Here is a 20,744-nt window from a genome sequence, read left to right on the forward strand (position 1 = left end):
CGCGGGGACGGTTCTTCTGCTTCTGAAGCAGAAGAACCGTCCCCATGTATCATTATTCTATCTTTATTTTAATTTGTGACACCGCATTGTACCCATAGCCCTTCCGGTTCCAGAAAGCGGTATCGGGCTGCAAATGGCCGTTTGAATCATAGGCACGTACCTTGATGGAGTATTCGCGATTTTTTTCAAATACAATAGAATATGACCACTTTATCCATTGAAATTGCCGGGGCTGGCCATGGAGAGTGGCCGTCTTCCATGTTTCACCATCATCCACACTAACCTCAACGGATATAACCACACCTTCGCCAGTCCAAGCGAGACCCTTTATTTCATGCTGGCCAGGCTGCAAGATTTGCCGGTCAAGCGGTTGCTGAATAATCGAATTCACATGGCTCACTGTTACAGGGACGGCCTCTTCATTATTGTTTTTATGAGGATAATAGACATAATCATCTGTCTGGAAGGGCCCGGAAAAAGGATGGTCCACTACACGAATAGTTTTTAGCCACTTTACTGACGCCATTCCGTACCAGCCGGGAACGATTAATCGAAACGGAAATCCATGTTTCGGGCTAATCTGTTTGTGATTATGTTCCCAGGCAACGATGACATCATGTTCCATGGCTTTTTTTAGCGGAAGGCTTCTTACGAAAGGAACTTGTTGACCTTTCTTGATCCCAGAATCATTCCCCTCAAAGACCACTTCATGGGTACTATCCTGAACTCCGGCAATCTGAAGCAGATGAAAGAGGGATACCCCTTTCCATGTCCCCAGGCTAATCGCCCCATCCTTCCATTGCTCTCCAAACACTTTTGGTCTGAAGTGGGATCGTTTGTTCCCAGAACACTCAACCAGAGCGGTAACTGTTCGGGAAGGCATTGTAATGATTTGGTTGTATGGAATGGTAATCGGAGTCTTCACTGCGCCGGTAATGGCTAGATAGTACGAATGGTTGGAAAAGGCGGGATATTGAAAATGATTTCTTCGATAGGTTAATGCGGTTGGCGTTTCACTGTTTTCAAGAAAATGGATGGGTGTTTCTTGATTTTCGGGCTGTAAACTGCGGGTTGTTAGGTAAGGTTTATTTTTAAAAAAAGGATCTCTTGGATACAAACAATCACTCCTTTCCTACCTTATAAATATATTAAAAATATAGACTTATATAAATCAAAGCCCTTGTCAAAAATAAAATGAGAAGGTTTTATTTTTAGGATGAGGTGAAAATCAATGAATGAACCAATGAATGAACCAATGGAGTATCCGTACATCCTGTACAACGAAGTCATCTTGTATCTTGAATCTAAGTGGCGACGTCCTTTGGATGACCACGAACGGCACTTGTTGATCGAAGGGTACCGTTACGGACGCAAGGTGGAAGCGGAAAACGAAATCAGAATACTGTTTGCAGAATAAAGCGGGAACTCCTGCTTTATTTTTTTGGCTTTTAAAAGGTTTTCGACCAATATTGTTGAAATATATAGTAAAGTCTTCACTTTGTGAGGTGGGAAGGTTGACCGAATTACAATTAGCTTTTTTCGATGAATTTGGAAATTATGGATTTGATTTTGACAACCACGACCATTCGACCCACTTTATCATTGTATCCATACTTGTGAAAGAATCTGAAAAAGAAAACTTAGAACGACAGCTTCAAAACTATTTCCCGTCAGAAGCAGTGCCTATGGAGGATGCCCAAAGATCCAAGCTTTTGCAGGATATTAAGGATTTGCCTTTTAGCATATATGCGTACGTCATTGATAAGCGGAAGGTAAGAGAAGACAGCGGCATTCTACATCAAGCGCCTTTTATTAAATATGTTAATCGAATGGTTTATGAGGACTTGAACAGAACCTTTGATCAGCTTGATCTTGTGGCGTATGAAGCTGATGGGAAGAAATTTTTGCAGGAATTTAAAAAGTACATCATGACAAGGAGTATTCCGGATTTATTCAATTATTCTTCGTTTGGGTTCAAGAACAGCCATTCTGAAATCCTGCTTAAACTGTCCGGATTAATTGCGGAGACTTTGGGCAATAGTTATGACCGGAGTTCTTATTCCGTCCATTCCTATTCATTGTTAAAAACGATTAAACATAAAATTGCCGCTCTTAATCTGCTGCCTTTGGATTACCGACATTTTCTTTATGATTACAAAACAGACCCCGCTGACTCCCGCTACAACGAAGTAATCATCAAACAGGCCGTCAATTCCTCCTATCACTATATCGAAAAACACCGCAAGAGTGAGGAAGAGGAGGAAAGGCTCCGAATCGATTTTTTGAAGTTTCTTTTATTCAATTTGAAGGAAAATCCCGATGAATACGTGTATACTCAAGAAATTCTTGATAATTTGAATGCCATTCGGGATGTGAAAATGAATCAGCATTATTTCCGCTCCAACATTGTTTCAAAGCTGTGTGATACCGGGTTATTAATCGCCAGCAGCAATAAAGGCTATAAATTACCGGTTTGCTTAAACGACTTATATGACTTTGTGAATCTATCAAGTTTGACTATTTACCCAATGCTTCAACGAATTTCAAAGTGCCGTGACCAGATTCTCCTTGCGACAAACCAGGAAATAGACATTCTCGACCCAAAGGAATATGGATATCTGAAAAAAATAATTGAGATGGAAAAATCGAAGGCCCACTAAAAAAACTTTCTAGTCGCCGGCTTCCGTCAACTATCATAAATAAAATATGTACGAAAAAATGACTATCAACGGATATGTTTTGATAGTCATTTTTTATTAGCAAATACCATTTATGTTCAATCTAACTTTCCTCAACCATTTTAGATGACAATGCAGTTTCTTTTTTACCAGCAGCACTTTTCCCCGGCATAAATAATGTTAAAACGAGTGCAGCAACAGCTAATATCATCATAAAGTAATAGGCATCACTTGACCCTTGAATCGAAGATAGTGATGCTATTTGCTGCGGGGTAGCAGCTGCCTTTTCCCGCATTATTTCTGCTGCGTGATTGGTTGCTTGTGAGGTATAAATGGTAATCACCACTGCTGTCCCAATTGCTCCGGCAATTTGACGGACCGTATTATTAACAGCAGAGCCATGTGTCCCTAATTGCTTAGGCAATGCGTTCAAACCGGCAGTATTAAGAGGCATCGTGATAAAACTTAAACCAATTCGTAAACAGATGGTACGAATCATTAAATACATATAAGATGTTGAACTGGTTAAATCTGTAACAGCCCACATCGAAGGAATGATAAATATAAGCCCCGTAATAAATAAAGGTTTTGCACCAAGTTTGTCATACAACTTGCCAGTGACTGGCGACAAGATGGCATTGATGATAGAGCCTGGCAATAATAAAAGGCCAGCTTCAAATGCTGTAAAACCCCGTCCGCTTTGAAGGTAAATCGGTAATAAGATCAAATCGGCATACATCATCATCGTTACTAAAACATTTATTAATGACGTTAATGTAAAAACCTTGTTCTTGAATACAGATAAATTCAATAAAGGATCATTTGAGCGAATTTGTTGAACACTGAATAAAACTGTAACAACCAATCCAATTATTAGTGAAAAAATAACAACCGGATCGTCCCATCCTTTATTACCTGCATTACTGAAGCCATATAAGATTAAACCAAAACCGATTGTTGAAAGAAAGACACTTCCTACATCTAGTTTTGTTTTGGCGGTTTCAGATACATTCACTAGATATTTTAATGCGAATAAAATCACAATCAGGACAAAAGGTGCTAAACCAATAAATAGCCATCGCCATGAACCATATTCAATAATATACCCAGCCAAGGTAGGGGCAATCGCAGGGGCAAAAATCATGGCAAACCCAATCAAGCCCATGGCGCTGCCTCTTTTTTCGATTGGAAAAATAAATAAAATGACGCTCATCATCAGAGGCATAATAATCCCTGCGCCTGCTGCTTGAATCATTCGCCCGATTAATAATAGGCTGAAATTTGGAGCAATCGCGCAGATAACGGTTCCCGCTAATAAAAACAGCATGGAGCTGATAAATAGTTGCCTTGTCGTATAGCGTTTCATTAAAAAGGCTGTTATCGGAATTAATACACCGTTTACTAGCATAAAGCCAGTTGACAGCCATTGAACGGTTGTGGCTGAAACATCAAATACATCCATTAAGTTACTTAAGGCTACATTTAATAACGTTTGATTCAATACCGATAAGAAACAACCCGAAATTAAAACAAATAATAGGATTCCTTTGTTAACATCTTCTCTTTTTCGTTCCATTTCAAACTCCTTTTCTTTTGTTTGCATTATCAACATAGTGTCAATAAAATAAATACTAACAGACCAAATAAGAATTGCCCATCTACAATTTTTTTCAAAACGTCAACTAATCAACATCTTGTAAGCAATCTGTTGAAGAAAGCATTAATAATCGATAAAGGAGTTCGAAATGTCTAGTCTAAAAAAGGAAGATCCCCGTGCCATTCGCTCGAAAAAAATGTTTAAACATGCCGTTCTATCTCTTTTAATAGAAGAACCTTCATTATCGCAATTAACTGTTCAAAAAATTGCGGATCGCGCGGAATTAAACCGAGCGACCTTTTATTTACATTATCAAGATATTAACGACCTATTAAGGCAGATCACATATGAAATCTTTGACGAACTGTCTATTAAGCTAAAACCATTTATACAAACAGAAATCATAGACGACCGAGAACAATTAGTCATATTTTTAGACTACATATATGACAATCGTAAATTTTTTGCCATTTTATTTGAAAATAAAAGCATCGAAACCAATTTATTCAACCTTATAAAAAATCTCATTGAAACTAGAAGAAATAACAAGCAAAATGAGTTACCCCAAAATTTTGTTTCCATTGAAATCCTGACAGCTTCATTGATGGGCATTATTATGTGGTGGATCAAGGATGGTATTCATTTTAGCTCTGAATATATAGCTAACCAAATTTCTTTAATGTACAAGCGATGAACAATTTTTGATCCGATTTTTTGTGTTAATAAAGGAATCAGATGTCACTGTCAGAAAATTAATCCCGTATACATATTGCAGGGACTGTTTGGCGGGGAAAAGATTCAACCATCAAAGCCAAAAAATCGGAGTGGACTATATGAGCAAGCATCATGAATTTCTCAAAAATGAAGGGAATGCATTTCCAGGATTAACTTATATTGAAGAGCTGTTAAAGCCAATATTTAATGATCAAAGAGATTTTTTGTTTGAGGCAATGTTTGATATTCACCGTGCACATGTGATAATGCTTTCGGAACAACAAATCATCAAAAATGACGAAGCCACAATCATGCTGGAAGGTATTAATAAAGTGGCAAAAACGGATATTTCGCAAATCACCTATGACCCTCAATATGAAGATTTATTTTTCATGATGGAGGCAAAAATTGCGGATGAAATTGGTGATGACCTAGCAGGGAAAATCCATATCGGCCGAAGCCGAAACGACATGGGGGTGGCGATGTACCGTTTGGTGCTGAGGGAGCATCTTTTACAGCTGATTGGGAATGGATATCGGCTGAGTGAAGCATTATTGGAGCAATCGGAGCGTCATGTGGAAACCTATATGACGGCCTATACCCATACACAGCCGGCGCAGCCGACGACGTTAGGGCATTATTTTTTAGCGATTTATGATATTTTGCAGCGGGATATGAAACGGTTATGGTCTGCATATGAAACGGTAAACCAATCACCGCTCGGAGCAGCCGCGTTAGCAACGACTGGTTTTCCTATCAATCGGTCGCGGACGGCGGAGTTGTTGGGGTTTGACCGGATTGTTGAGAATTCCTATGATTCCATTGCGGGGGCAGATTATTTATTGGAAACAGCAACCGCCATCTTGACATGCATGGTGAATACCGGTAGATGGATTCAGGATTTCTTATTATATGTAATGAGGGAATTTGACGCGTTTAAGGTAGCTGACCCCTATGTTCAAGTCAGCAGCATAATGCCTCAAAAAAGGAACCCAGTTTCAGTGGAACATTCCCGATCGCTTGCGAGCAGTTCTGTTGGTGAGGCGCTCGCTGCCATCCAGATGATTCATAATACACCATTCGGGGATATTGTTGATACAGAAGATGATCTGCAGCCGCATTTATACCGGGCATTTGCGAAGGCTAATCGGGTTATGAAGCTAATGTATGCTGTGATATCGACTCTTCAAGTTAATAAGGTGCACTTAAAGGCGATGTCCGAAAAATCCTGCATCACGATTACGGAACTGGCCGATACATTAACGAGGAAATATAAGATCTCCTTCAGGAAGGCACATTCGGTTGCAAGCGCAATTGCCAATAAAACATGTAAGGGACAAAAAGAATTAAATGATTGGAAGATTGAAGAGATTAACTCGATGCTGCAAGAATTCGTCGATGTATCCCTTACTGAGGATGAATGGAAAAACATTATTTCTCCGGAATACTTTGTAAAGCTTAGAAGCATCCAGGGTGGACCGGATCCAGGTGAGGTGAAGAGGATGATTGTCGAGAGAAAGCAAAGTCTAGGAATGAGGTTACATGAGTACGAACAAATCGTGGACGAATTGTCCAGAAAACAGAAACAGTTAAGGGGATTTTTAGTATAAATATTAATAAAACAGGCCCCCAAAGATTAATTAGGGGGCTGCAATTCGCCTAGTAATAATTTTCCGAAGTAATAAATCTCTTTTATGATGATTAAGTATTTTCACCCCATAATGCCCATTAGTTCTTTTTCCAAATCAGCAGGTTCGTTAGCATAGTTATAGATTCCCAGAAACTTCTCAACAGCTTTAGGGTGAGTGCTGATCAGTTTATTTACTGCATCCTGCTCTTCAGAAATCCGTTCATTTTTGGATATTTGACAGCCCATATAAAAACGGACCATAAACTCATCTTCCAGTGCCTTTTGATACTCCTCTGCCATTTTGGGCCATAGTTGATATTGATTTTTATATTTTACTAGTATTTCGGATAGTATTTTTGCCCCATATACCGCATCATGAATCCCTTGTGCCATGCTTGGGTCTTTAAAACAAATCGCATCCCCAACCAGCGCCCAGCCATTTCCCATCCCGGTATACCAGAAGTTTTCATAGCCTAGAATCCCTTTGATCGGTTCAACAAGGGTGGCTTTCTGTAAACGGGAACCGATAGTGGTGTTTGGAAAACCTTCTGTTAATAGGCTGCGAAGACTTTCTTCAGGCTTATTTTTCAAGTTCTGAATGAAAGCTTTATTCTCTAATGGGAAAATTCCAACTACTGTACATAGGTCATCATTCGTAGGGAAAAGAATCGCCGTGTTGTCTTTTACTCTGTGTACTTCAAATTTCGGTACGGGATCATTGTTAAAATTGCTGAAATACCCATAATAAATGCCCACGTTTGAAGGTGCGTGGACTTTTTGCTTAGCGCCTATAAGCCTGCGGATGGTTGAGTTTCTTCCGTCGGCACCAACAATGATATCGGCCAAAAACTCTTGATCAAGGCCGCGAGAATCATTCCCTTTGATACCAACTACTACTTCATTTTGGCGGATGATGTCTGTTACACGGAATCCTTCTAATACAGTCACACCGTTTAATAATTTAGCATGATCAAGAAGAATATGATCCAGATATGTTCGCCTTATACAATAACAGTTTTCCTCACCATGGACTTCAGGTATTTTTCCTTCAATGGTGGTATCCTCAAACAGAAACTTTATATCTTTAACCGGCGGGGCATTGGTTTCCAATAACTTATCAAGCACACCCATTTCGCGGAAAAGGGCGGTTGTGTTATTGAAAAAGGTATGAGTGGATAGAGTATCACTAGGGAAAGAAGATCGGTCAATTAACAATACCTGAAAACCTGCTTTTGCTAGATAAATAGCTAAAGAGGAGCCTGCACACCTTGCGCCAGTAATAATTACGTCAAACTTTTTATTCACTCAATCACCCCGAATTGAATTTTTAGTCTGGATATTAATCAATGGTAACTAAACTAAGATTATGGAACTATTATTTAAAAAATTACGATTATTTTCATTTGGGCATTTATTCACATCAAAAAAGGTATTTTAAGGAAAAAGCCGAAATATATTGACATTGCAGTGTATATAAGGGGGCGTTTGTATGGCAAAAATGATTATTATGTATGAACAACCGATTGATAAGGAAGCATTTGATCAACATTATTTTAATGTCCATGTTCCACTAGGTAAGAAGATTCCTAACATTATGAGGGAATCGGTTCGACGCGTCCTTCAGACTCAAAATTCTGATTTAAATTTTTATTTAATTACGGAGCTTGAGTTTGAGAGTTTGGACACATTAACACAGGCATTGGCCAGTCCTGAGGCAAAAGCAGCTGAAGAGGATGGACCTAATTTAATGAGATTCTTAAAGAACCCTCCAATTATTACGATTGTGGAATAGCTTCATTGGAAAATCAGTTCCATTTTGCGGATTGTAATAAAACTCTATTAAAAGAAGTTTAATATGAATCTTTTTCTAGTTTCTTTAAAACTTTTTTATGATATATTTTGAATAATACCATCATTTGAAAAAATGGTGGTTTTTAGTGTTGCTACATACGAGGGGGATGAAAATGCATAAGAAACCAATCATCGGCATTACGGGTGCCTATGTTAACCATAACGAATATATGGAAGGTGTATATGTCCATCATGATTATCATAAAAGCATAGCGGCAAATGGAGGAATCCCGATTGTGCTTCCTTTTATAAATCCTGAATTGGCTGTTGAAACTCTAGGACTATGTGATGGAATCATCCTTAGCGGTGGAGAGGACGTCGATCCAAAGTATTATGGACAAGACCCTCATCGCCGTTTAGGGCCGACCACTCCAGAACGGGATTTGACTGAAATAGCCATTGCAAAATATGCAATTGAGAATAATATTCCGCTGCTTGCGATTTGCCGAGGCGTCCAAATTTTAAATGTAGCTTTAGGCGGGACATTAATACAGGATATTTCGAGCCAAGTAAAGGAGCCAATCCAGCATACGCAAAAGATTGATAGGAGCAAGGATAGTCATTGGGTGAATATCTCAAAAGATAGCAAGTTATTTGATATGATAGGTTCTGAACTGGTAAGAGTTAATAGCCTTCATCATCAAGCCTTGGATACGGTCGCTGTCGATTTACGTGTCGTTGCGACGGCATCTGACGGAATTATTGAAGCAGTAGAGTATATTCATCCAACCACATTTACATTAGGAGTACAATGGCATCCGGAATCAATGGCGAGTACCGATTCAGTGATGAATAATTTATTTGTGGAGTTCATTAAAAGCTGTTCGAAAGTGCCGGTTTTGTAAGGAATTATAGCCACAAATGCAAAATAAGGGTGTCATTTGTTGACACCCCATTTGTAATTTTTAAAACAACCTCATTTGTTCGGATTCAGATCCTGCCTTTGACTTCGTTTCCGGCAATTTGTATCCCATCGATTTGTAGCCCTTCATTCGTTTTTCAAACATAGCTTTCAAAATTGGCTCTTTATGATCCACATAATCAATGACCTTCACTTGGGATTTATCTTCATGGAGTCGATGAAGTCTGCCGACATATTGTTGCAATGTACCTTCCCAGGATAACGGCATGACTAAAAATAAGGTATCCAATCGGGCATGGTCGAAGCCTTCACCAATGTACTTTCCGGTGGCAATAACTAGTCTTTCCTCATCATCCGATAACTCTTCTAGTCTTTTTAAATTTTCCTTTTGTTCCTTTTTGCTCATTTGACCGGTTAGGATGATGAGGTTTTTGGCAAATCCCGTAAACCTTGATTTTAGCTCATAGGCGTGCTCTACTCTCTCAGTTAATATAAGTGGGACAGAACCTTTTTCAAGTTCTTTTAAAACATCATCAAAAATCATTTGATTTCGGATTTCATCCTTAACGAGTTCGCTATAAATAGATTGAATATCTTTCTGTTCTCCATTCTTTGGAATTCTTAAATTGGTGTACCTTGGCAGAAGGATATGATTGAACGGCCTCACTTTTGCTTGATTTTTAGCGGTAACCTTATGACGAACTGGTCCTAGTTGCATCGTTAAAATTGGGTCCAACCCATCTTTTCTTTTTGGGGTTGCTGTTAACCCATGAACAAATTTTGCATTTGCTGCTTTTAATACTTTCTCAAAACTATAGGCTGCGATGTGGTGACATTCGTCTACAATGATTTGGCCATATTGCATAATTATATCTTTAATTTCACCGTTATAATTAAGGCTTTGTATGGTTGCGATATCAACGAGTCCAGACTGTTTGTTTTTTCCACCGCCAACTTGTCCTATTTGATTAGTTTCCAAACTTAAAAAGTTCGATAGGCTTTGTTTCCACTGCTCGATTAACTGCTTTCGGTGAACAATTACCAATGTATTTACCTTTCTTTCAGCTATTAGGGCAGCTGCAATAACAGTTTTACCAAATCCAGTGGTTGCCGATAGTATCCCATTAGAGTGCTCCAATAATTTTGTGACGGCTTGTTCTTGCTCTGTTCTTAAAGTCCCTTGGAAGCTTAACGAAATCTCGGAGCCCCAATTGGTCTCGTCTTGAAAAGCTGGTTTAATCTTGTGTTCATTAAGCAATAACAAAAGTTCATTTTTACATCCCCTTGGCAATATGAAGAATTGGTCGGTTTCGCCATAACAAGCTATTTTTCTAGGGATTCCATGTGTTGAAAATCGCTTGGCCTGGGCTTTATAAAACTCTGGGTTATTAAAGGTTGCCACCTGCATCAGTTTATGGATGAAAGAGGATGGGAGCTCTTCCTTTTCAATGTATAAACCATTTCTTTCAATGACCTTTAATTTTTCAGGCAGATTTTTATTCTCTGTTGGTTGGCGGAGTTCTTTAAAAGAAGCACCGTTGAATTCATTTATTAAGATTTGTACTTCTGCTAAAGACATTTTCCTAACTTGTTTTAAATAGTCCCATTGATTCGCAAATGGGAAAAAGTTTTCATCAACAAATAAACTGTTTCCTTCATTTCTTGACCGACCTTGCAAGGGCAGGGCAATTAAGTTACCAAAGTTCCCTTTAGGCATAGTATCTTGGTTCGGAAATAAACGGTCATACGAAGTCATTCCGATTTCATGTCTTTTTTCAATAGTCAGCGATAATAAAAGATTACCCAGTTTCCGTGCTAGGGAGGCTGGCAGTGCTTGCTCGAAAAAAAGCCAAATGTGACAGCCGTTTCCTGAGCGGGACCGTTCAATGTGGGCAGGGACATTCAACTCTTTACAAGTGCTGTAAAAAGCGAGCGAGTCCTTTTGCCAGTTATTTTTATCAAAATCAACTGCTAAAAACCAGCTAGTATCATCTAGTAGCAGGGGATAGATTCCAATTGTATGTTTCCCATATAGATGATCGTAGATTACCTGGTCGGTAAGGGGGAGAAATTTTCGATGCTGACAAACGGCACATTTCACTTTAGGTTTATGGCAAAGGTTTGGATGCCACTCATGTTCACAAGCAGGTGAATACCCCTTTCTACCATCACTAGATTCCCAGCGAACGGCAAAAACATCGGTCCTGCCTTTAAAAAGATTTTTGAAAATCTTGATTCTTTCCAGAATCTTTTCCTTTTTATCCTGTTCCTTCATGGAAATGGTATATGACTGTTCCGGCCGGTAATCTATGTTATGAGTTTTTAATATTTGCTTTAATAGCTGATTCTCTTGTTTAAGTCTTTGGCATTCGTTTAATGCTTGCTGAAGTTGCTGTTCAAGGTTTTGCATTGGAATCCCTCATTATAATTTTAATGAAATCCAAAATAGTATAATATCATTATAGCCAAAGTTGATAGATTTTATAAATTATTGGAGTTGAAAAGGATGGCTAAGAAAAGTAGAGGCCATTATTGCAAAGGCTGCGGCCGATATCGAGCAAATGAGAAGTTTAGTGGCAAGGGACATAAAATTCATATATGTAAAGACTGTAAAAAAGAAGGTAGAGCAGGGGTTGAGGAGGAACAATTCTCTCAGGTAAAACAACGCCATAATCCGTATAGGAAACCTTTAAAAATAAAGCTAATTATGAAGAATGATACGGAAGAATATATAATCTTTCAGTATATGGGAAAACGGTACGCGGTAATTGTCGGTAACTATTTTCAAATTCCGGTTATTTTTCGATATGAAACGGATAGAGATATTCCCTTTTTCATTGCTGATGGGCTCATGAAAGATTTCGAAGAAGTGTGGGAAGTGATAACGCTAAAGTATGATTATAAAATCGATCAGGGCAATTATCTAGATTACCGATTCATGGATGAATATGATGAAATTGAGTGGAATGAATTAGTTGTGGATTCCGAATATCTTGAACTGGTTGAAAAATTTAGGGCGTTTATAATGGGTGTTACTCCTAAACTTGAAAGTATTCATACTTCCTATTAAGGTGTTTTGGGATTTAAAGACAAAAATGAGGTGGGTGGCAGTTAAAATGTCCAATAGAAGGCTTTTAAAAGACAAAAATAAGGGTGTCTGATGCCAAAATGTCTAATAAGAGGCTTTTAAAAGACAAAACGAGGAGTGTAAGGTGCCGAAATGTCCAATAAGGGGCTTTTAAATGACAAAACGAGGGGTGTCAGGGATCAAACTGTCCAATAAAACGCTTTTAAAAGATAAAACGAGGGGTGTCAGGGATCAAACTGTCCAATAAAACGCTTTTAAAAGACAAAACAAGGGGTGTCAGGTGCCGAAATGTCCAATAGAAGGTGTCTAAAGGACAAAACGGTCTAGTGGATGAGAGGAAATGTCCAATAAAGTTCTTAAAAGATAAAACATTACCCCTTATTCAACAACGTCCTCGGATTCGCATTCAACACCATCAACGCACAAATTAATATCCCCGACACAAACCAAATCGCTTTTGTTCCAAAATGCTGGGTGAATAGGGTTCCCAGCAACGCCCCCACTAAAAATGATACTATTACAACGCTAAAATCGAAGAATTGCTGGATGCCTTGACGGTTGCGTAACAAAAACGCAGAATAGGCTGCTTCGGCTGCTGTCCGCAAATTACCAGTCACCATCGCAGAATTATAAGGCCACTTGACCAAGGTTCGAAACGACGAAATTTGAACGGAGGACACGAAGGCAATCGTTATTACCACGAACGTATTCGGCACGGCCGCTGGCAGGGCCCCGACAAACAAAAGGACGAGACTTTCTAAGAAAAGAACTGATCGGGCGGGATGAGGGAACTTCCTCGTAATAAACGGTTGTTTCAAGCTTTGAGCAACTACAACCCCGATTACAAAGGCCAAAATAGGCGGTATATGCCTCCAGCCTTGCTCCCAATTTCCCTTTGAAACCTCAACTCCCAACAATACGAGGTTGCCGGTTTGGGAAGTCGCAAAAACCCCATCTCTGCTCACGTACGTATAAGCATCTAAGAATCCGCCAATTAACGCCAGTAAGACACCCAATCCGATGGATTCAGGCGTTAAATGCGGCACTCTTTCAACGCCTCTATGTAGTTGCTCACGTACAGAGTAAAGCGATACCTTTTTATTGTAAGTTTTATCCATGAAGACTCTCCCCAAGCACGCTTTTCCTAATAGATTAACCATTTTTTCAACGAATTACATATTAAATAAGGCGTTCAGGCTATTTTCTTGGTAAAAACACACAATAAATGATAAAAAAGAATTAAAAGTTATTCAGGGGGTTTTTTAGTGGAAATAGGTATTAGCACGTTTGTAGAAACAACGCCGGATGTCCAAACTGGCGAGGTAATTAGCCATGCCCAGCGAATTAGGGAAGTGGTGGAAGAAATCGTTTTAGCAGATCAGGTTGGGCTTGATGTATTTGGTGTAGGCGAGCATCATCGAGAGGATTATGCAGCATCTGCACCTGCTGTTATTCTAGCGGCGGCGGCCTCTCAAACCAAACGGATCCGACTGACAAGCGCTGTAACAGTTTTATCCTCTGATGACCCAGTCAGGGTTTTTCAAGATTTTTCAACACTTGACTGTATCTCGAACGGACGGGCCGAAATTATGGCTGGACGCGGTTCCTTTATCGAATCGTTTCCCTTATTCGGATATGATTTAAATGACTATAATGAGCTTTTTGATGAAAAACTTGAACTTTTGTTAAAAATACGCGAATCGGAAAAAGTGACCTGGCGTGGAGGGCACCGTCCGGCAATCGACAATCGCGGCGTTTATCCTAGACCAGTTCAGGACCCGCTCCCTGTATGGATTGGCAGCGGCGGTACCAGCGAGTCAGTGGTCCGGGCAGGCCTGCTTGGACTTCCATTAGTCCTCGCTATCATTGGAGGAAGTCCTGTACATTTTGCACCGCTAGTCAAGCTTTATAAACGAGCTGCTGCCCGCGCAGGTCATGACCCGGAGAAGCTTCCGGTTGCCTCGCATTCGCATGGGTTTATCGCGGAGACTACTGAAACTGCTGTTGTAAAGTTTTTCCCGCCAACCCAATATGCCATGAATAAACTTGGCCGGGAGCGTGGCTGGGGTCAATACGACCGTACAAGCTTCGATGCTGCCCGCAGCTTTGAAGGGGCTCTTTACGTTGGAGACCCAGAAACGGTCGCCACAAAAATCATTCATTTGCGAAAAAATGTTGGGATTACCCGGTTTATGCTGCATGTCCCTGTTGGCACCATGCCTCATGAAGACGTGATGAAAGCGATTGAGCTTTTAGGAAAAGAAGTGGCACCAATTGTCCATGAGGAAGTTGCTAAATGGGAAGCGTCTGGCGGAGGAAAAGAATAGGTCTAAATAAAAGAAGGCATGCTTAAGTGGCATGCCTTTTGTGGTGTTATGATACATCTGTTAATTCTGATAAATGAACCAATTCGATGTGATGCAAGCTTCCTACTTCTTTAATTTCGCAGTACCCAGAAGTGTACTTAAAAAGGATGACATACCTCTTGCCGTTATAAATTACAGGAGTGTTGTTGTCCATTCTATTCCCGCCTTCCGAAATCCTTATTATCATTGTACAAACCTTTCTTTATTTTTATATGAAGCTTATTTTAAAAATATGTTATAAATTTGCGAAAAAAATCGAAAAATCGTGTTGGATTTTGGCTGAAGGTAGGACAAGCTAAAACTTAATATATGACTGTCAAAGGAGTTTAGACCGTGAAATCATATGAGATTAACAACATGATTATCGATGATGACTTTGCAAGCGAAGAATATGTAACGGTGGATTTTATTCATCAGGAGAAACAATATAGTATTACATTCAAAAAATCGGACCTAGAAGTGATGAACAGATGGGTGTATGAGGATGGTACGTCTCTTCCGGCAGAAATACCGGAAGAGCTTATTGAATCAATCAGAGAAGATGTCAAAAATAAAATTTAAGGAATCCACCCGATAATTTGCAAAATAGTCAGGACAATTTCAAACAGGATGAGAATGACGATAATCCATTCCACGAACAGGCCGCGGATGGAGTGGCTGATGGTCGAAAAACCATCCATGATATTGTATAGGATGTCCGTTTTGCTTTTTAAGATTTTATAGCGGTCATTTAGTTCGAAAAATTCAATCATCCTATCATAAAAATCACTGGCCGTGCTGCTGGTCCAGGTGATGTCGGGCTTATCCAGAATCATGATATAGGCTAGGGTGTTATACTCGTGCCGCACAATTTTCGCTGTTGTACGAGCGAGTTCCTTGTTGCCGATTCTCAAGTTTCCTTTTTCAAGCCGGTCAATCATGTTTTCAAGCTTATCATGAATCTTTCCGAGTTGTTCTTCTGTTTTTTCGAGGGCCACTGATTTAGCGAGAACCGTGGAAATTAGCTCAGGATAGAAATCCTCAATTTCCGGGACTACCACGTATTCGTCAGCAAGTTCGAGGTTCTCGTTTTCTCCAATGTGCAGGCTGTAATCGTCTGTGTATTTGCCTGCGAAGTTAAGGTCGACGTCCGGCTCGAAGGAACGAATAAAGCGAAATACTATGTGGAAATCTTCTTCGTTTGTATGATTGATAAAGACGATACTGCCAAAGGAAAAAATTAATACCATTTGCATGTCGGAGACCTCTTGCATGAGAATCGAGCGTAAAACATCTCTCTTTAGAACTAAAGGCTCCTCCCAGGTGAATTTTTTCGGTATTCCGCAATGAATGGCAATTTTGTTTAAATCAATTTCGTTTGTGATGGCGAATGCTTTAAAGGTTATGGCCTCCATTGTTACCACCTTTGAGTGAATTTTCTTAGCTTATTAAAGTGTATTCGGTATGCCGCGACGAATTCCCTGCATTATTTTTGAAAAAGAACCCCATTGGGTTGTTAATCCAAAAAATCCGTTCCTTTGATATATTGTGCCAAACCTGATTGAATTTCACTAAATGATTTTTCCAGTAAATGATAAAAAACATAATAGCTTTTTCGCTTGGAAGCGATTAGGCCTGCATCTTTTAGTAGTTTTAAATGTTTAGAGACGGCACCCTCAGTGATTCCCATCAGTCCGGCCAGTTCTCTGGTTGACCGGGGCTTTTGGGATAAATATTTGACAATCTGAAGCCTGCTTAAGTCTCCTATTGCGTGGAACAACCTTAATAAATCCTCTGGAGGCATGGGCCGAGCAGCTTCCTGCTGATTTTCCATGATAGAGTAGTTAATCCCTACTGGTTTATGGGCATTAACAAATAAATGCGGCCAGGCGAAGTAGGAAGGTGTTAACAGTAAGATATCGTCTCTCTCAAAATAAATCTCCCGTTTTGATATTCTTCTGATCACGGCTTTCTTTTGATTAGGATGAATATCTATTTCCGGCGAAAGGTTTCCCAATAGATATAGAGGCCCTTCCATCATAAGCTTTCTGCCGCGGGAAGCAATATCCTTTAGAAAAAGTTCCTCTATTCTACTCCAGTCATCTTTCACGCATGCTTTCCAAAAATCCTCCAGCAGCGTCAAAAATCTCTGTTTTACCTGTTCCGGTTTTTCCGCCAAAGCTAAGATAATTTCCTTTGAGTCAGGGTAAACGCTGCCGGCAAATTGGACAAAGTCTTGTTCGAGAGTCTGAGGCGTTGCTTTTTGGCCTAAGATGGTTTCTGCAACAGTTTGGAAAAATGCATCAGAAGAGACGCAGCTTAGTTTATTCAGATCTTCCCCAAAATCGCTGATTGTAGAATTCTCTTGTAGTCCCCAGAAAGTGACAATCGGCCGCTTATAAAAAATGCTGAATGTATCAATTTCTTGTTTTAAAGCCGGATTTATTTTTTTTCTGGCGTTTATGACCCATGGAATATGGAGCGGGTGGTGCTTGCAATCGATGAACACGTGAAGGGCGATTAGAGTTTCGTGTGCGGCTGAGTACCCAAATGATATTTGTTCAGATGATAGATTCGTAACTTCTAAGGAAAAAGACATCGTGATCCCCCAACTGATTTACTCTTTGCTCAATAAGTAGTCCGGCCAAAGGCCGTCGTCATATAATTCCATTATAATACAATCGGTAAAAAGGAGAGGAACTAGATGAGCGGAGAATTTTACAGCAAGCATTTTGATTTGGAAAGAGTGGGAGACGGAGTGTTTGCCGCAATTGCAAAGGAGGGCGGCGGTGCGGTTGGAAATGCCGGATTTGTGGATTTAGGCTGCCAGACGATTGTGTTTGATACATTTAATACGCCTAATGCCGCTGAAGATTTGAAAAGGGCAGTAGAAAAGGAAACCGCCCGTCCGGTTACATGGGTTGTGAACAGCCATTTCCATGGGGATCATATTCGCGGCAATCAGGTGTTTAAGGGCAGTACGATTATCTCTAGTCAAATCACGTTTGAGAAAATGCGGGACATTCATCCTGCACGAATCGAGCAGCAGAAACGGGGCATCACGGAACTTACTCAATATATTCAAACTTTAAAAGAACAATTGGGACAAAATCATAATAGGGAACTAGAGAACAAAATCAGCTTTTTAACGGAAGTGGAAGCGTCCCTGCCATCGCTGGAGTTGACCTTGCCGCATCAAACGTTTGAAGACGAAAAGGTTTTTATCGGTACCAAAAGAAGCGCAAAACTATTCACCCTAGGCGGCGGACATTCCTTCTGCGATGCTATGCTTCTGATCCCGGAGGAAAAGATCCTATTTATGGGAGACTTACTATTGGTCCAAACGCCGCCAACATACTTTGAAGAATCAAACCCTCAGCAATGGATAGAAATTCTTGAAATTGTAGAAAACATTGATTTTACAAAAGCCGTCCCAGGCCACGGCCCTGTTGGAACAAAGAACGATGTGCTAAGCATGAAAACGATGAACGGAACGATGCACGGGGACGGTTCTCGTGTTTCAAAATGAACGTTAAAACGGGAAATCAACTTCTGCAAATATTTTGAGATCCTTCATAAACATTAGAATAGTTATAGAGTGGCAGTGTTCCTTCATATAGATAATAATGTCGTTTGGAAAAATATGCTTCAATTTAGGGGGAGCTCAACATGAATGACACTTTCGCCAAGACCGCCAGCTTTGAACATGCTTTCTGGCTGCAAATACTTGGAGACCATTCGCGGTTTATTTACGAGGCGCTAGCACCCGTTCAAAAAGAGGAGATTGAAAAAGCCGTCAATTTCATTGGGATTTTCGATAGTCTTTTGAATCAAGTAAAAACGGCTGATCCAAAGCAATTGGCAGCCCAAGCAGAACCAGAGGTAATGAGACTTCGGGAATTTAAATTAGACATGCTAAGTAAACACCTGATTGGAAAAATCAAAATCCACCTTTCCCCAACCTTTCTCAACCATATGGTCAATGAATTAGAAGAGTATGTACGGATCTTAAAGCACTTGAAAGCAGGGCAGGTCCCGCCTGTCTATCATGAAGTGCATCATCATCTTGTTTGGTTATTGGATGCGGCCGGCCATTCGGATGCCATTTCCTCTAATTTGGACGGTGTGGAAAAAAGATTAAGAGAGAAAAGTGATAAATTTACGAAGGATTTTGAGGCATTTTATTTAAAGGCAGTCGAGATGGCAGGTTATTTAAGGACCAACCTGGCGGCATTTCCGGCGTTGGCGAAATTTAACTCAGATGCCTCGTTAGAAATTAAACTTTTTCAAAACTTTTTAAAGGAAATTGAAGAACTGGAGTTAAGTAAACAAGCTTTAGGAACATTTGCTCCATTAATGGCGGACCATATGTGGCGGGAGGAATGCTATTATCTTACCAAACTGGCAGAAGCAGCCAATCTGGACATGCCGAATTGTGACCCCACGAAGCCGAGGCTTCAGGATTAAATTAATGCGTGACAGCCTACTATAATTATGTTACTATAAGAAAAAATAAATCTCCTTTAATATGGTCCAGAGAGGCCAAAAAGGGTTGTACGGAAACACTCATATATCTTTTTGTGTATATGAAACCCTTTTGTCTCTTTATCGACGGAAGGGTTTTTATTTTTGCAAAAGTATCTTTTAATCAGGGTCCAGAGAGGCTCGAAAGGAGAATGACAGCAATGAATTATCAGAAAAAAACAGTCGTTGCATCAGTTGCAGGTTTAACGTTAGAAGGAATGGACATCATGTTTATTTCCTTCGCCATGTCCATGATTATTGCCCATTTCCATATTGATATGGCTACAGGCGGACTTATTTCTTCAATTACTAATTTGGGAATGCTGGTTGGGGGAACGATTTTTGGAGTTTTGGCAGATAAGTTTGGCCGAGTAAAAGTTTTCACCTATACGATTATTTTGTTTGCCATCGGAACAGCTTTAACTGGTTTAGCCACAAATATTGAACAAGTATATATCTTTCGCTTTATCGCAGGCCTAGGTGCAGGCGGAGAGTATGGAATTGGTATGGCGCTAGTTGCAGAAGCATGGCCAAAGAACAAGCAGGGGCGCGCTTCCTCCTATGTAAGCGTTGGGGCACAATATGGAGTCATCCTTGCCGCGCTGCTAAGTGCCCTCATCCTCCCAAATTGGGGATGGAGAGGATTGTTCTTCGTCGGAATTATCCCAGTAATCTTTGCCTTTATGGTTCGTAAAAACTTGGACGAATCGCCGGAATGGGTGGCCGCCCAAAAAGAGAAGAAGTTAGTTAAAAAGCAAGGAAATTTAAAGGAATTGTTTGCTACACGCAGAACGGCCTTTACGACAATAGCTTTGGCTATCATGGCAACCGTGCAAATTGCCGGCTATAATGGCTTAATGATTTGGCTGCCATCAATGCTTCAAAAATCACAAGGATTGTCGGTATCAGGTTCCGCACTTTGGACGATCAGCACCGCGGTTGGAATGATTGTCGGGATGTTAACATTTGGACAATTTATCGATCGCTTCGGAATGAAACGAACATACGGAATCTTCTTATTAGCTTCAGCAGTAGCAGTGTTTTTATACTCGTACGCATCAGGAAGTGCCGGTGTCTTAATCGGCGGTGCTATCGTCGGATTTTTCGCAAATGGAATGTTTGCCGGCTATGGTGCTTTGATTAGCCACTACTATCCTGTAGAAGTGCGAAGTACCGCCACTAACACGATTTTCAACTTTGGCCGGGCGCTTGGCGGATTATCACCGATTTTAGTAGGATTTATCCTGCAGCACGCGAACGTAACAGTTGCCATGGGCTACCTCGCAGTGCTTTACTGTGTATCATTTATTGCGATGCTCAGCTTGAAAAAGGGAAAGGCGGAGCAAACACAAGAACGCTTCGTTACTACTGCAAAGGCAGTGTAATTTTTATAAAAGCCATTACCGGTGGATGGATCGCGGTAATGGCTTTTTTAGTGTGCAAATAGAGAAATTA

Annotated in this window: 20 protein-coding genes; 12 read left to right on the plus strand and 8 right to left on the minus strand. The window is 40.2% G+C overall.

Annotated elements, in window-relative coordinates; genetic code table 11:
* Positions 1-52: 52 nt before the first annotated feature.
* Complete coding sequence (locus tag ACNQGS_RS18490; protein WP_491488615.1) at positions 53-1,117, minus strand: sulfite oxidase; 1,065 nt, start codon at positions 1,115-1,117, stop codon at positions 53-55.
* 114 nt (positions 1,118-1,231) lie between these two features.
* Between ACNQGS_RS18490 and ACNQGS_RS18495 the strand changes: the two genes are divergently transcribed.
* Positions 1,232-1,417 carry a hypothetical protein gene (locus ACNQGS_RS18495; RefSeq protein ID WP_491488616.1) on the plus strand — a complete coding sequence of 62 codons (186 nt, stop codon included), beginning with the start codon at positions 1,232-1,234 and terminating at the stop codon, positions 1,415-1,417.
* A gap of 97 nt (positions 1,418-1,514) precedes the next feature.
* Positions 1,515-2,660 (plus strand): DUF3800 domain-containing protein, encoded by a 1,146-nt coding sequence (locus ACNQGS_RS18500; protein WP_491488617.1) that lies wholly within the window; start codon positions 1,515-1,517, stop codon positions 2,658-2,660.
* Positions 2,661-2,781: 121 nt separating this feature from the next.
* Here ACNQGS_RS18500 and ACNQGS_RS18505 read toward each other — a convergent pair whose 3' ends face one another.
* Positions 2,782-4,254 (minus strand): DHA2 family efflux MFS transporter permease subunit, encoded by a 1,473-nt coding sequence (locus ACNQGS_RS18505; protein WP_491488618.1) that lies wholly within the window; start codon positions 4,252-4,254, stop codon positions 2,782-2,784.
* Positions 4,255-4,423: 169 nt separating this feature from the next.
* Between ACNQGS_RS18505 and ACNQGS_RS18510 the strand changes: the two genes are divergently transcribed.
* Both ACNQGS_RS18510 and argH read left to right on the plus strand, forming a co-directional pair.
* Positions 4,424-4,969 (plus strand): TetR/AcrR family transcriptional regulator, encoded by a 546-nt coding sequence (locus tag ACNQGS_RS18510; protein ID WP_491488619.1) that lies wholly within the window; start codon positions 4,424-4,426, stop codon positions 4,967-4,969.
* A 139-nt stretch (positions 4,970-5,108) separates the two neighbouring features.
* Positions 5,109-6,599, plus strand: a complete 1,491-nt coding sequence (gene argH, locus ACNQGS_RS18515; protein ID WP_491488620.1) for an argininosuccinate lyase — start codon at positions 5,109-5,111, stop codon at positions 6,597-6,599.
* 101 nt (positions 6,600-6,700) lie between these two features.
* Here argH and ACNQGS_RS18520 read toward each other — a convergent pair whose 3' ends face one another.
* Positions 6,701-7,924, minus strand: coding sequence for an NAD(P)/FAD-dependent oxidoreductase (locus tag ACNQGS_RS18520; RefSeq protein WP_491488621.1), 1,224 nt, complete (start codon positions 7,922-7,924; stop codon positions 6,701-6,703).
* 184 nt (positions 7,925-8,108) lie between these two features.
* On the opposite strand from ACNQGS_RS18520, the gene ACNQGS_RS18525 reads away from it, so the two are divergent.
* Positions 8,109-8,411 carry an EthD family reductase gene (locus ACNQGS_RS18525; protein WP_491488622.1) on the plus strand — a complete coding sequence of 101 codons (303 nt, stop codon included), beginning with the start codon at positions 8,109-8,111 and terminating at the stop codon, positions 8,409-8,411.
* A 172-nt stretch (positions 8,412-8,583) separates the two neighbouring features.
* Positions 8,584-9,315, plus strand: a complete 732-nt coding sequence (locus ACNQGS_RS18530) for a gamma-glutamyl-gamma-aminobutyrate hydrolase family protein (RefSeq protein ID WP_491488623.1) — start codon at positions 8,584-8,586, stop codon at positions 9,313-9,315.
* A 60-nt stretch (positions 9,316-9,375) separates the two neighbouring features.
* Here ACNQGS_RS18530 and ACNQGS_RS18535 read toward each other — a convergent pair whose 3' ends face one another.
* The gene (locus ACNQGS_RS18535; protein WP_491488624.1) at positions 9,376-11,742 is read right to left on the minus strand and encodes a TOTE conflict system archaeo-eukaryotic primase domain-containing protein; all 2,367 of its coding nucleotides are present in this window, start codon (positions 11,740-11,742) and stop codon (positions 9,376-9,378) included.
* Between the two features lie 96 nt (positions 11,743-11,838).
* Here ACNQGS_RS18535 and ACNQGS_RS18540 point away from each other — a divergent pair, with 96 nt between their 5' ends.
* A complete protein-coding gene (locus ACNQGS_RS18540) occupies positions 11,839-12,402 on the plus strand; it encodes a hypothetical protein (RefSeq protein ID WP_491488625.1) in 564 nt (187 codons plus the stop codon).
* Positions 12,403-12,791: 389 nt separating this feature from the next.
* Here the strand turns inward: ACNQGS_RS18540 and ACNQGS_RS18545 are convergent, their stop codons facing one another.
* Complete coding sequence (locus tag ACNQGS_RS18545) at positions 12,792-13,538, minus strand: YoaK family protein (RefSeq protein ID WP_491488626.1); 747 nt, start codon at positions 13,536-13,538, stop codon at positions 12,792-12,794.
* A 147-nt stretch (positions 13,539-13,685) separates the two neighbouring features.
* Between ACNQGS_RS18545 and ACNQGS_RS18550 the strand changes: the two genes are divergently transcribed.
* Complete coding sequence (locus ACNQGS_RS18550; RefSeq protein ID WP_491488627.1) at positions 13,686-14,747, plus strand: LLM class flavin-dependent oxidoreductase; 1,062 nt, start codon at positions 13,686-13,688, stop codon at positions 14,745-14,747.
* Between the two features lie 46 nt (positions 14,748-14,793).
* On the opposite strand, the gene ACNQGS_RS18555 is transcribed toward ACNQGS_RS18550, so the two are convergent.
* The gene (locus tag ACNQGS_RS18555; protein ID WP_213118969.1) at positions 14,794-14,940 is read right to left on the minus strand and encodes a hypothetical protein; all 147 of its coding nucleotides are present in this window, start codon (positions 14,938-14,940) and stop codon (positions 14,794-14,796) included.
* A gap of 179 nt (positions 14,941-15,119) precedes the next feature.
* Here ACNQGS_RS18555 and ACNQGS_RS18560 point away from each other — a divergent pair, with 179 nt between their 5' ends.
* A complete protein-coding gene (locus tag ACNQGS_RS18560) occupies positions 15,120-15,347 on the plus strand; it encodes a hypothetical protein (protein WP_491488628.1) in 228 nt (75 codons plus the stop codon).
* On the opposite strand, the gene ACNQGS_RS18565 is transcribed toward ACNQGS_RS18560, so the two are convergent.
* On the minus strand, positions 15,344-16,180 hold the full coding sequence (locus tag ACNQGS_RS18565; protein WP_491488629.1) for an RMD1 family protein: 837 nt from the start codon (positions 16,178-16,180) through the stop codon (positions 15,344-15,346). The two genes, ACNQGS_RS18560 and ACNQGS_RS18565, sit on opposite strands and share 4 nt — an antisense overlap.
* A 101-nt stretch (positions 16,181-16,281) precedes the next feature.
* Positions 16,282-17,364: an ArsR/SmtB family transcription factor gene (locus ACNQGS_RS18570; protein WP_491488630.1), complete on the minus strand. Its 1,083-nt coding sequence runs from the start codon at positions 17,362-17,364 to the stop codon at positions 16,282-16,284.
* Positions 17,365-17,469: 105 nt separating this feature from the next.
* On the opposite strand from ACNQGS_RS18570, the gene ACNQGS_RS18575 reads away from it, so the two are divergent.
* From ACNQGS_RS18575 to ACNQGS_RS18585, 3 genes are all read left to right on the plus strand, one after another.
* The gene (locus ACNQGS_RS18575; protein ID WP_491488631.1) at positions 17,470-18,294 is read left to right on the plus strand and encodes an MBL fold metallo-hydrolase; all 825 of its coding nucleotides are present in this window, start codon (positions 17,470-17,472) and stop codon (positions 18,292-18,294) included.
* A 140-nt stretch (positions 18,295-18,434) separates the two neighbouring features.
* Positions 18,435-19,232 (plus strand): DUF2935 domain-containing protein, encoded by a 798-nt coding sequence (locus tag ACNQGS_RS18580; protein WP_491488632.1) that lies wholly within the window; start codon positions 18,435-18,437, stop codon positions 19,230-19,232.
* 218 nt (positions 19,233-19,450) lie between these two features.
* Positions 19,451-20,674: an MFS transporter gene (locus ACNQGS_RS18585; protein ID WP_491488633.1), complete on the plus strand. Its 1,224-nt coding sequence runs from the start codon at positions 19,451-19,453 to the stop codon at positions 20,672-20,674.
* The last annotated feature ends 70 nt before the right edge of the window (positions 20,675-20,744 follow it).

The organism is Neobacillus sp. PVCKKU3 (assembly GCF_058323225.1).